This is a genomic window from Micromonospora sp. NPDC005215, from assembly GCF_040607915.1.
Taxonomy (GTDB): domain Bacteria; phylum Actinomycetota; class Actinomycetes; order Mycobacteriales; family Micromonosporaceae; genus Micromonospora.
Map to the genome: position 1 here is coordinate 56,788 of NZ_JBEXHQ010000041.1, position 11,844 is coordinate 68,631.

Annotated in this window: 12 protein-coding genes; 6 read left to right on the forward strand and 6 right to left on the reverse strand. The window is 71.5% G+C overall.

Translation table 11 applies throughout. The features are described from left to right. Positions 1-76: 76 nt before the first annotated feature. From ABZU25_RS25995 to ABZU25_RS26005, 3 genes are all read right to left on the reverse strand, one after another. Complete coding sequence (locus ABZU25_RS25995) at positions 77-1,258, reverse strand: MalY/PatB family protein (protein ID WP_355031979.1); 1,182 nt, start codon at positions 1,256-1,258, stop codon at positions 77-79. A 9-nt stretch (positions 1,259-1,267) separates the two neighbouring features. Further along, positions 1,268-1,810 carry a hypothetical protein gene (locus ABZU25_RS26000; RefSeq protein ID WP_355031980.1) on the reverse strand — a complete coding sequence of 181 codons (543 nt, stop codon included), beginning with the start codon at positions 1,808-1,810 and terminating at the stop codon, positions 1,268-1,270. A gap of 63 nt (positions 1,811-1,873) precedes the next feature. Beyond that, positions 1,874-3,226, reverse strand: a complete 1,353-nt coding sequence (locus tag ABZU25_RS26005; RefSeq protein ID WP_355031981.1) for a glycoside hydrolase family 6 protein — start codon at positions 3,224-3,226, stop codon at positions 1,874-1,876. A 494-nt stretch (positions 3,227-3,720) separates the two neighbouring features. Between ABZU25_RS26005 and ABZU25_RS26010 the strand changes: the two genes are divergently transcribed. The 6 genes from ABZU25_RS26010 to ABZU25_RS26035 are packed head-to-tail and all read left to right on the forward strand — an operon-like array spanning position 3,721 to position 9,985. Then, the gene (locus ABZU25_RS26010; protein ID WP_355031982.1) at positions 3,721-4,785 is read left to right on the forward strand and encodes an ABC transporter substrate-binding protein; all 1,065 of its coding nucleotides are present in this window, start codon (positions 3,721-3,723) and stop codon (positions 4,783-4,785) included. Further along, a complete protein-coding gene (locus tag ABZU25_RS26015) occupies positions 4,782-5,618 on the forward strand; it encodes an ABC transporter permease (RefSeq protein ID WP_355031983.1) in 837 nt (278 codons plus the stop codon). The genes ABZU25_RS26010 and ABZU25_RS26015 overlap by 4 nt, the downstream gene beginning before the upstream one ends. Beyond that, the gene (locus tag ABZU25_RS26020) at positions 5,594-6,331 is read left to right on the forward strand and encodes an ABC transporter ATP-binding protein (protein ID WP_355031984.1); all 738 of its coding nucleotides are present in this window, start codon (positions 5,594-5,596) and stop codon (positions 6,329-6,331) included. Before ABZU25_RS26015 ends, ABZU25_RS26020 begins: the two co-directional genes overlap by 25 nt. Before the next feature lie 2 nt (positions 6,332-6,333). Beyond that, positions 6,334-7,665, forward strand: a complete 1,332-nt coding sequence (locus ABZU25_RS26025; RefSeq protein ID WP_355031985.1) for an LLM class flavin-dependent oxidoreductase — start codon at positions 6,334-6,336, stop codon at positions 7,663-7,665. 20 nt (positions 7,666-7,685) lie between these two features. Beyond that, on the forward strand, positions 7,686-8,750 hold the full coding sequence (locus tag ABZU25_RS26030; protein WP_355031986.1) for an aldo/keto reductase: 1,065 nt from the start codon (positions 7,686-7,688) through the stop codon (positions 8,748-8,750). Beyond that, positions 8,747-9,985, forward strand: a complete 1,239-nt coding sequence (locus tag ABZU25_RS26035; RefSeq protein WP_355031987.1) for an LLM class flavin-dependent oxidoreductase — start codon at positions 8,747-8,749, stop codon at positions 9,983-9,985. Before ABZU25_RS26030 ends, ABZU25_RS26035 begins: the two co-directional genes overlap by 4 nt. Here the strand turns inward: ABZU25_RS26035 and ABZU25_RS26040 are convergent. From ABZU25_RS26040 to ABZU25_RS26050, 3 genes are all read right to left on the reverse strand, one after another. Further along, positions 9,940-10,368 (reverse strand): hypothetical protein, encoded by a 429-nt coding sequence (locus ABZU25_RS26040; protein ID WP_355031988.1) that lies wholly within the window; start codon positions 10,366-10,368, stop codon positions 9,940-9,942. The two genes, ABZU25_RS26035 and ABZU25_RS26040, sit on opposite strands and share 46 nt — an antisense overlap. A 185-nt stretch (positions 10,369-10,553) precedes the next feature. Further along, positions 10,554-10,925 (reverse strand): DUF302 domain-containing protein, encoded by a 372-nt coding sequence (locus tag ABZU25_RS26045; protein WP_355031989.1) that lies wholly within the window; start codon positions 10,923-10,925, stop codon positions 10,554-10,556. Positions 10,926-11,094: 169 nt separating this feature from the next. Then, positions 11,095-11,529 carry a glutaredoxin domain-containing protein gene (locus ABZU25_RS26050; RefSeq protein WP_355031990.1) on the reverse strand — a complete coding sequence of 145 codons (435 nt, stop codon included), beginning with the start codon at positions 11,527-11,529 and terminating at the stop codon, positions 11,095-11,097. Positions 11,530-11,844 lie beyond the last annotated feature (315 nt).

Consider the following 11,844-nt stretch of genomic DNA (forward strand, 5'->3'; position numbering starts at 1 on the left):
TCGGCATCGAGCCCGGGTGGAGATCGCAGCGACCGGAACGTCCCGAGTGGACATCCGGCTGTGGCGGTGACCAGACCTATCCGGCGACGGCGGACGCCATCCGGCGTACCGCCTCGGTGATCAGCTCCGGTGCGGTGGCCAGGTTCAGCCGGACGTGCCCGACGCCGCCGGTGCCGAAGGCCAACCCCGAGTTGAGCGCCACGCGACCACGATCGAGGAACACCGCGGCGGGGTCGTCGCCGAGGCCGAGGGCGCGGCAGTCGAGCCAGGCGAGGTACGTGGCCTGACCAGGTTGGTACCGGATCGCCGGCAGGTGCTCGCCGAGCAGCGCGGCGAGCAGCCGACGGTTGTCGTCCAAGCCGGCCAGCAGGGCATCGAGCCACTCGCCGCTGTCGCGAAAGGCGGCGGTGTGCGCGATCACGCCGAGGTGGCTGGTGCCGACGCTGACCCCGAACGGAACGCGGGCGAGGTCCCCGGCCGCGGCCGGGCCGGCGATGAGCAGCCCGCCGCGCAGGCCGGCCAGGTTCCACCCCTTGGAGGCCGACATGAGCGACAGGCCGTCCTCAGCGCCGGGCACCGAGAGGTACGGCACGAAGCGCGCTCCCGCCTCCACCACTGGAGCGTGGATCTCGTCGGCGACCACCCGCACCCCGTGCCGCCCGGCCAGCCCGGCGACGGCGGCCAACTCGGCCGCGGTGTGCAGGACACCGGTCGGGTTGTGCGGGCTGCACAGCAGGTACGCCGCCCCTCGCCCGCCGATCCGAGCCCGGCGGAACGCCTCCTGCAGCGCTCCGAGGTCGAGCCGCAGGTCAGCGCCGAGCGGCGCCTCCACGATCCGGCGGTCGGCGTGCGCCACGAACTCGTAGAACGGCGGGTAGACCGGACAGTTGACGACCACCGCGTCCCCCGGCTCGGTGACCAGCCGCAGCGCCTCGACGACGCCGTGCATCACGTCGGGGACCAGCGCGGTGCGCTCCACCGCCAGTCCGTCCCAACCCCACCGCCGCCGGGCGAACTCCGCCAGCGCCTGCGGGTACGCCGTTCCGGCGGGGTAGCCGGTGTCGCCGCGCGCGACCGCGTCGGTGATCGCCGAGGCGACCGGTTCGGCCAGCGGCACGTCCATCTCCGCTACCCAGAGCGGCAGCACGTCGTCGGGGTACTCCCGCCACTTGAGGCTCGTCCGTTGGCGCAGCTGGTCGATCGGGAGCTGGCGAAGGGGGTTCGTCGAGTTCCGGGTGTCGCTCAGCAGGCCACTCATGGCTGAAGCCTATTCCGCTCCCCGCGTGGCGGCCGGGCAACGAGGCCCGGTGCCGTCAGTCGCTGAGCCCGAGGTGTGCAGCCACACCCGCTCGTCCACCCGGACGACGAGATCGACGTAGACGGCCTCGTACCAGTGGCTGGTGTCGACGGTGAGCTCCCAGGACTCCACGGAGCCCGGCCAGATCCGCCGCAGCAGTGCCAGGACCCAGCCGGCGACCGACTCGGCCAACTGCCGGGCTGGCATCCGCTCGGCCCACACGTACGCCGGATGCCCGGGGAGGAACAGCCCGGGAAGCGCCGCGTCGACCAGCGTGGACCAGGAGCTGACCGGCGCCAGGCGGGAAGCCCGACAACTCGTCGGCAGCAACGCGTCCACGGCAGTGCTCACGTCGCCCAGCAGCGGTCCGTCGGTGAGCGTGAAGGTGCACACGTGATCGGTCTCTTCCAGAAGATCCTCCAGAAACCGCAACGCATGGTTGATCGTCCCCGGAGTCGCGTCCGGTCTCGCGTTCCTCGCGGCCGACAACGCGGTCCAGTCGAATGCCGTCACGTCGGCCAGGTTAGTGAGTCCGACACCGGTCCCCGCGCCGGTGCCGCCGAACCGGAACGACTGTCACACCGGCGGCCAGGCATTGCGCAGCAGCTGACGGAAGTGCGCCGGGAACCACTCGCCGATCGGCGGGGCGGCCGGCATCGCCCCGGTGTCGTACGGGAAACCGCGCGGCGGGAGGTAGTACGGGTCGCACAACGGCTCGTACGGCCGACCCGTGTTCGGGCTCCCGGTGGCGCCGTCGGACTCGCCGGGCGGCTTGACCCACACGTAGGCGTCGATGCCCGGCTCCGGTTCGGTGGTGGGTCGGTGGCCGAGGCCGGAGCCGACCTGGTTGCACCAGTTCCCGACGAAGGCCCGCCGGTCGATCCGGCTGCCGTCGACGTAACGGTTCACGTCGCCCGCGGTCGCCGGCCCGGTGGGTCGGTTCGGGCCACCCCAGCCGTTGCGCGAGGTGTCGACCACGACACCCGCCGCCGGGGAGAAGCCCACTCCGGTCAGCTGTGCACGCAGGTGTTGCGCGAAGGGCACCTCGTCGACGAACGGGTTCCAGTCGACCCACCTCGACTGGTACACCGGTTGGCCGTTGATGACGTCGTCGGCGCGGAAGTGCTCCTCGCGCAGGACGGAGTAGTTGGCGGTGTTGGCGACGAAGCCGTGCACGTTGGCCACCGTGCTGCCGGCGGAGGTCGCGGCCTGGCGCAGCAGCGCCGTCAGCGCGGCGGAGTCCTCCGGCCAGCCGACCTCGCCGTGGTGACTGATGTCCAGGTACGGGTAGACGTTGCGCACGCCGCCGAGCCGGGACAGGGCGTACCCGATCCCGTCCAGGTAGGTGCCGCGTGCCAGCACCTCGTCGCAGGCCGGGGTGGCGGTGTAACGGGTGCCGGTGTTGACGACGAGGTTGGGCAGTGAGTTCGGCTCGACGAAGGCGACGATCCGCAGTTTGGCGTAGCGGGGAGCGGCGAGGATCTCGACGATCGGGTCGATGAACTCGGCCCGGTAGCGGGTGCCGTCCTCGATCGACAGCTCACCCTGCGGGGCTCGCCGGCCGCAGTCGCGGGCCGGCAGGTTGTAGAGGGTCACCTGGACGAGGTCGGCGCGCTGCGCCAGGGCCGCGTCCAGATGCTCGCGCAGGCCCAGCACCCCGTCTTTTCCCTCGATCCGGGCGATCCGGTCCAGCCAGACGGCGGTCGGCTGACCGGCGACCGCGGCACCGCCGGGCTCGGCGGCAGCGTGCGCGGCCCACTCGGGATTGACGTAGACCCGGGCTCCGACGTACGGGTTGTCCACCCGGTGCGGCGGTTCGGCGGCGTCGGCCGGACCGGCGCTGGCGAGCACCCCCACCACGAGGAGGGACACGGCGGCGAGGACCGAGCGGACCGGGGCGGGTACGCGTCCTCGACGTGGCATGGTCATGGCGCTGGCTCCCTCAGGTCTGACCCGGCGTCGGGGTGTGAGCCTTCGGCTAAAGATTCACGTATTTCTATCTATTGTCGCACCTCGCGCGTCCCAGGGCATGAAATCCTACTTGACACATAGGGATTGTGGGTTAGCGTCGTATCCATGACCAGCCAGCACACCCTGCTTCGGGGCACCGCCATCGCGGTGTCGCGGGGATGCTGCCGTGGCTGGACCGCCGCCTGCGGCTGCTGCCGCTGAGCGAGCGTTACCCGCCTCTCCCACCCGCGGCGCCGCCGGCTCGACGACGACCGGCAGCCGCCTCCTCGAACCAACAAACGGATGTGCGCCGAGCCGAGTGCCTGGCTCCTGTCCGGTCACCCAACGGGTGCCCGGCGGCGCGCACGCGATCGTGCTCGCCGAGCCGCTGATCGGCAGTCACGGCGACGGCGCCGCCCCCCGACCGCGTGGGGCGCGGTCCCGTCGTGCAACCAGCTACGAAGGAGTCGCAAGTGACGTCACCACCCCTCCTGAATCGCCGGGCCGTCCTGTCCGCCACCCTCGGCGTGGCCACGCTGGGCCTGACCGCCTGCGCCGGCGACGAGACACCCGCCGTGGCCCTGGCCGCCGGCGCGCCACTGCCACAGGCCGTACCGAAGGACACCAAGCTCGTCATCGGAGACAAGGAGCACCAGAAGGCGATCGAGTTCTCCGGAGAGGCGGAGAAGCTGACCTTCGAGGTGGAGTGGGCGAACATCAGCGGCGGCCCACAGACCCTTGAGGCATTCCGCGCGAAGGCGCTGGACGTCGGTGCGGTGGCGGACATCCCGCCGATCCACTCGCACTGGACGGGCATCCCCACGAAGATCGTCGCCTCGAAGTACCGCCAGGACCCCCTCAACCACGCCCTCTACCGGCTCGGCATCGCACCCGGTGTCACTGTCGCCACCCTCGCCGACCTCCGGGGGAAGAAGATCGCGTACAGCCCGGGACAGGCGCAGGGAGCGCTGGTGCTGCGGGTCCTGCAGAAGGCCGGCCTCGGCAAGAAGGACGTCAAGCTGATCGAGCTGCCGAGCACCGGGGACGTCTACGTGACAGCGCTCGCCAGCCGCCAGGTCGAGGTGGCGCCGATCGGGGGCGTGCAGATCAAACGCTACGAGACCAGGTACGGCCGCGACGGCGCGACAGCCATCGCACACGGACTGCGCGACGACCCCGGTCACCTGTACGCGCCGGTCACCGTGCTCGGCGACCCGGCCAAGGCGGCGGCGATCCGCGAGTACGTGCAGGCGTGGGCGCGGGCCTGGCGGTGGCGCGAGGCCAACCCCGACGAGTGGATCGAGCGGTACTACGTCAAGGACCAGGGACTGACCCGCGACGACGGCAGGTGGCTGGTCGAGAACGCCGGCCTGGCCGACATCCCGGCCAGTTGGACCGAGGCCATCGGCCGGCACCAGGAAACCATCGATCTGCTGGCCAGGGAGACGGGCAACAAACCCCTCAGGGCCGAGAGCCTGTACGACCGACGGTACGAATCCGTCGCCGCGCAGGCCCTGACCGTGGGAGGTGCCCAGTGAGCGCCTCGACACTGACCCGGCCCCGGCCGGCCGCCACCGTTTCCGCCAGCCGCCCGCGGCGTCGGCTGAAGCCGGGTCGCCCCATCCCGTTCGGGGCGGCGATCGGTCCGCTCCTGCTCCTGGCGGGGTGGGCGGCCGGTTCGGCAGTCGGCTGGATCGACAGCCGTACCCTGTCGGCGCCCTGGACCGTGGTGACGACGGCGGGTGACCTCATCGCCGACGGCCGGCTACAGGACAACCTGGCCATCTCGGCCCAGCGCGCCGGCCTGGGCCTCGCCATCGGCACCGTTGTCGGCACCGTGCTGGCCGTGCTCGCGGGCCTGAGCCGCTGGGGTGAGGCCATCCTCGACGGTCCGATCCAGATCAAGCGGGCCATCCCGGCCCTCGCGCTGATCCCGCTGCTCGTCCTCTGGTTCGGCATCGGTGAGCAGATGAAGGTCATCACCATCACGCTCGGCGTGTTCGTCCCCGTCTACATACACACCCACAACGGGCTGCGCACCATCGACAGCCGGTACGTCGAGCTGGGCGAGTCGCTGCGACTGCGGCGGACCGCCTTCCTCCGCCGGATCGTGCTGCCCGGAGCGCTGCCCGGCTTCCTGCTCGGCATGCGGTTCGCGGTTGTCGGGGCGTGGCTGTCCCTGGTGGTCGTCGAGCAGATCAACTCGACAAGCGGCATCGGCTACATGATGGAACTGGCCCGCGGGTACGGCCAGACCGACGTGATCATCGTCGGACTCGTGCTGTACGGACTCCTCGGGCTGCTGTCCGACGGCGCCGTCCGGCTCGCGCAGAGGAGGGCCCTGTCGTGGCGACGCACCATGGCGGACTGACCGCCACCCGTACCGTCCGGGTCGAGGGGTTGAGCCGCGGCTTCGGGGATCGGGCCGTCCTGGACGGGTTCGACCTGGAGATCGGCGCTGGCGAGTTCGTCGCGCTGCTGGGCCGCAGCGGCTCGGGCAAGAGCACCCTGCTGCGTGCGCTCGCCGGCCTGGACGGCGACGCCACCGGCTCGGGCCTGGTCGACGTGCCGGAGAACTCCTCGGTCGTCTTCCAGGACGCCCGGCTGCTGCCCTGGCAGCGGGTGCTGGACAACGTCGTCCTCGGCCTGCGCGGTCCGGACGCCTACCAGCGCGGCCACGCGGCACTGGCCGAGGTCGGCCTGGCGGGGCGGGAGCGGGCCTGGCCCAACGAGCTGTCCGGTGGCGAGCAGCAACGGGTGGCGCTGGCCCGGGCGCTGGTGTCCGAGCCGGACCTGCTGCTCGCCGACGAGCCGTTCGGTGCGCTGGACGCGCTGACCCGACTCCGCATGCACGGCCTGCTGCGTGAACTGTGCGCCCGGCACCGGCCCACGGTCCTGCTCGTCACCCACGACGTCGACGAGGCGATCACCCTGGCCGACCGGGTGCTGCTCCTCGACGCGGGTCGGATCGCCGTCGACCTCGCCATCGACCTGCCGGCCCCACGCTCGTACCGGCAGCCGCAATTCCTCGCGTACCGCGAAACCCTGCTCCGCGCACTCGGCGTCGACCCGACGGAGGGATGACCATGCTGCACCTCAACGCGTTCCTGATGGGCGTCGGCCACCACGAGGCGGCCTGGCGGCTGCCGGAGAGCGACCCGTTCGCGCAGACCGACGTCGAGCACTTCACGCGCCTGGCGCGCATCGCCGAGCGGGGCAAGCTCGACTCGCTCTTCCTCGCCGACAGCCCGGTGCTCTGGAACAGCATCGGCCGGCGGCCGGCGGGCACCCTCGAACCGACGGTGCTGCTCACCGCGCTGGCCGGCGCGACCAACCACATCGGGCTCATCGCGACAGCCTCGACGACGTACAACGAGCCGTTCAACCTGGCCCGCCGGTTCGCTTCGCTGGACCACATCAGCGGCGGCCGGGCGGGGTGGAACATCGTCACCACCGCCGGCGTGGACGCGGCTCGCAACTTCAACCTGGACGAGCTGCCCGCCCACCGGGACCGCTACGAGCGAGCCGCCGAGTTCCTGGAGGTCTCGCTCAAGCTCTGGGACAGCTGGGACGACGAAGCGCCACTCGGCGACAAGGACGCCGGCCGGTGGGGCGACGACGCCCTGCTCTACCCGCCCCGCCACGTCGGACGGCACTTCCGGGTTGCCGGCCCGCTCAACGTGCCCCGCTCACCGCAGGGCTACCCGCTGCTGGTGCAGGCCGGGTCGTCCGAGGACGGCAAGGAGTTGGCCGCCCGGTACGCCGAGGCCGTCTTCACCGCACAGCAGACGCTCACCGAGGCGCAGGGCTTCTACCGCGACCTCAAGCGGCGTGCCGCGCAGTTCGGCCGCGACCCTGACACCGTCAAGATCCTGCCCGGCATCGTGCCTGCGGTCGGCGCCACCGAGGCGGAGGCCCGCGCGCTGGAGGAGGAGCTGGATCGGTTGATCAAACCCGAGTACGCGAGAGCCCAGCTCGCCACCACGCTGCGGGTCGCCCCGGAGGACCTCGACCTGGACCGGGAACTGCCCCCCGACCTGCCCAGCGAGGACGAGATCGAGGGCGCCAAGAGCAGGTACACGCTGATCGTCACCCTGGCCCGGCGGGAACACCTGACCGTACGCCAGCTCATCGGCCGGCTCGGCGGCGGACGCGGGCACCGCACCTTCGCCGGCACGCCGGAGCAGGTCGCCGACGCCATCGAGGAGTGGTACCGCAGCGGCGCCGCCGACGGCTTCAACATCATGCCGCCGGTGCTGCCGTCCGGGCTGGAGACGTTCGTCGACCACGTCGTGCCGATCCTCCAGCGCCGGGGTCTGTTCCGCACCGAGTACACCGGGACCACCCTGCGCGACCACTACGGGCTGCCCCGCCCGGTCAACCAGTCCGCACGGCGGCTCGCCGCCGTTTCCCACTGACCACCTGGAGAGGACGAACGATGGTCGATCAACGACCTTTCGGGCGCACCGGCGTACGGATCAGCTCGCTGACGCTGGGCGCGATGAACTTCGGCCAACGGGGTAACCCCGACCACGAGGACGGCATCCGGATCATCCACCGGGCGCTCGACGCGGGAATCAACGCCATCGACACCGCCGACGTCTACTCGCAGGGCGAGTCGGAGGAGATCGTCGGCAAGGCCCTCGCCGGGGGGCGTCGCGACGAGGTCTTCCTCGCCACCAAGTTCCACGGCCAGGTGGGCGACGACCCGCAGCACCGGGGCAACTCCCGCCGCTGGATCATCCGGGCCGTGGAGCACAGCCTGCGCCGGCTGGGCACCGACTGGATCGACCTGTACCAGGCGCACCGGCCGGAGCCGGACACCGACTTCGACGAGACCCTGGGCGCGCTCACCGACCTGGTACACCAGGGCAAGATCCGCTACATCGGCACCTCCACCTTCGAGCCGTCGGCCATCGTGGAGGGTCAGTGGCTCGCGCGGCGGCGCGGCCGGGAACGGGTGGTCAGCGAGCAGCCGCCGTACTCGATCCTGGCCCGCGAGATCGAACGCGAGGTGCTGCCGGTGGCGCAGCGCCACGGGCTGGCGGTGATCCCGTGGAGCCCGCTGGCCGGCGGATGGCTCTCCGGGCGTTACCACGGCGGGCTCGACGCCCCGATCTCCCGCCGGGCCGACCGGCTCCCCGCCCGGTTCGACCCGACCCGGCCGGCGAACGCCGCCAAGCTCGCCGCCGTCGACAAGCTGGCCGCCCTCGCCGACGAGGCCGGGTTGTCGCTGATCCACCTGGCTCTCGCGTTCGTTCTGGAGCACCCGGCCGTCACGTCGGCGATCATCGGCCCGCGCACGATGACCCATCTGGAGTCGCAGCTCGGCGCGGCCAAGGTGACCCTGTCCCGCGACGTGCTGGACCGCATCGACGCCATCGTCCCGCCGGGCACCACGCTGAACCCCGCCGACGCCGGATACCAGCCGCCGTCGCTGACCGACCCGGCGCACCGACGTCGCGGCGCGTCGTCGCCCCACCTCGCCGAGGATGTCCGGTGACCGGCGAACGGACGCCGATCGCGGACGCGCGCGACACCCTGGCCCCACCGACGTCGCGGTGGGACACCCCACCGGCTCCCCCGACCGAGCAGAAGGACCGGCTGACGAGGTCGACGTTCCTCTGGTACATCCCCAACCAGGTCGAACCTGGCCACCGCGGCGACGACGTCGTCCAGCAGCACAACAGTCTCGACACCCTGACCGGTCACGCCCAGGCCATCGAGCAGCACGGGTGGTCCGGCGCGCTCATCGGTACCGGCTGGAGTCGCCCCGACACCTTCACTGTCGCCACCGCACTGGCCTCCCGCACTACGACATTCCAACCGCTGATCGCGATCCGGCCCGGCTACTGGCGTCCGGCCAACCTCGCCGCTGCCGCCGCGACGTTGGACCACCTCACCCAGGGGCGGGTGCTCATCAACATCGTCTCGGGCAAGGACAACCTGGCCGCGTACGGCGACACCGACGGCGACCAGGCCGCCCGGTACGCCCGGACCCGAGAGTTCATCCAGATCGTGCGCAGGTTGTGGACCGACGACACCGTCACCTATCGCGGCGCGCACTTCAGCGTCACCGACTCCGCCCTGGCGCCCCGACCGGTCGTCCGTGGCGAGCGCCGGCACCCACCGCTGTACTTCGGTGGCGCCTCGGCCGCCGCCGAGGAGGTGGCCGCCACCGAGGCCGACGTCCAGCTCTTCTGGGGCGAGCCGCTCGACGGCGTGGCCGAGCGGATCGGGCGGCTGAAGCAGCTCAGCGAGAAACTGGGGCGCGAGCACGCCCCGTTGGAGTTCGGGCTACGGATCACCACAGTGGTCCGGGACACCACCGAGCAGGCGTGGGCCGACGCCGAGGCGAAGGTTGCCCAGCTGGCGCACCGCGCCGGCGGCATCGAACGCCACCCGCACCGGCAGGCCGCCGTCGGCCAGCGGCGGCTGCTCGACCTCGCCGCGCGGGGAGACGTGCTCGACGACAACCTCTACACCGCCCCCGGCAGGTACGGCGGCGGCGGGGCCGGCACCACCTGGTTGGTCGGCTCGGCCGAGGACGTGGCGCGATCACTGCGCAGGTACGCGAGTCTCGGCATCACGCACTTCGTGCTCTCCGACACGCCCTACCTGCCGGAGATCGAACGCCAGGGTACGCAGCTGCTGCCGCTGCTCCGCGGTGAAGCCGTCGCGCGCCCGGGGCATCACACGGGAGTCGCGCGTGCGTTTGAGCCCGGGTCGTTGATCTGACGCCGGAAGACGAGGTACGCGCCCAGGTTCAGCAGCAGCATCACCGTCCCGATCATCGACGCCACGAGCCCCACATCGAGGCTCGGCAGCGCCACGAAGGTGAGGGCGGCGAGCACGATGGCGAAGATGTTGAGGAAGGTGAAGGCCAGGACCAGTTCGTTGAGCAGACGGGAACGGCGGTCCTGGAGCCGGCCGACCAGTTGCTGGTGCAGCGTTCGGACGAAGTCGAGCCGCTCGTCCAGCGTGGTGAGGACGAGTCGGAACAGTCGGATCCGGTGGTACCCGGTGAGGATGCGGTCAGCCTGGTCTTCCAGAGTGGTCAGGGACAGGCCGGCACGCCCCGGCTCGATCTGGGACAGCTCCGCCGACAACACACGATCCACCGTCCACTGTCCAGCGTCGGAGGAGATTCGAGTGCCCACTCCCAGACGGCTCCCACAGAAGGCCGCGTTCCTGCTCACCGGCAGGGTCATCGACGTCTGCGCGCGGAAACCCTGCCGTGACGCGGTGACCGGTCGCTGCACGCTCCGGCCCGAGCCGCCTCTCGACGCACCGACTCGGGCCGCGCTCAGTGGCCGTCGACCGTGGCGGCAATCTTGGCCGGGGCGTGCAGAGGCGCGAGCTGGTCCTCGCCCAGTCCGTAGCGCTGGGCGAGGTACGCGGGGTCCTGCCAGGTGATCAGCGCCCCGGGCTGGCCGTCGTCGCGCACCTTGAGTCGCATGGGCAGGTCCATGGCGATCTCGGGACGGGCCTGCATGAGCGGTGTGCCCGCCTGCGGGTTGCCGAAGATGATGACCTGCGTGTCGGGCATGGTCAGCCCGGCCTTACGCGCGGCCGCCGCATGGTCGACCACCGCTGCCACCGCAGCGCCCACGCGTTCCGCCTCAGCCCGCAGCGCCGAAACTGTCTCGCCGACATCGCGGGCGCTCCGCCTGGTCACCAATCCGTCGTTCACGGCCGACCCCCGCTCACCGCGCCACTTGGCAATCCATCTCATGGTGCCGGCAACCGGGGCCACTGCGGGAAGGTTTGCCGTAACCGGCCGCCGGCTCTCCCCCGTCGCCGCGACGCGCTGGCGCGATGACACCGTCCGTCGACCGTCGGCGTGCTCAGCCCGAGCGGAGCTGCTCGCGGAGCCAGGCCCGGTCGGGGTTCACCACCGCCTTACCGCCGAGCACGACGGTGGGCACTGTCTCGTTGCCGCCGGCCACCGCGCGGACCGCGGCGGCACCCGCCGGGTCGTGCCAGATGTCCACCCAGTGCGCCCGCCGGGCGAGCCGGCCGAGCGAGAACCGGAGCTGGAGGCAGTATCGACAGCCGGGGCGCCAGTACACGACCGGTCGTCCGTCCGCCGCGCTGGCCCGCTGCGCCTCGGCGGCGTCCGCCGACCGGGGGAACGCCCACGGCGACAGCACGAATGCCAGCGCCAGGAAGATCAACAACTCGACGCCGCCGACGGCCGGCAGACCGGCGGCCAGTTGCGCCACCAGGACCAGCACGCCACACGCCACCATCACGATCGCCAGGATCCACCGCCGCAGCACGACGCCGAGGCTACCCCGGATACGCGGTCAGGCGTTCGTCGCGTGCACGGCTCGGGTCGACGGTTGGATGGAAAGATCTCCGGCCGGATCGGGCCGGTGGTGAGCCCGTGCTCGTCGAGAAACCTCCACCGCCGGTCGTCGCCTGCGACATCGACGTACCGGGAGCCGAACACGTAGCCGAAGTCGCCGGTCCGGACGCCGTCGGCGACCCGTTGCCCACGTCCTCTGCCCTCCGCTGTGGCTGGCCCGCCAGGTCCATGTGCTGATGAGCGGTATACCTCAGAGGTATGAATATGACTCTGAGGTATACCGCTC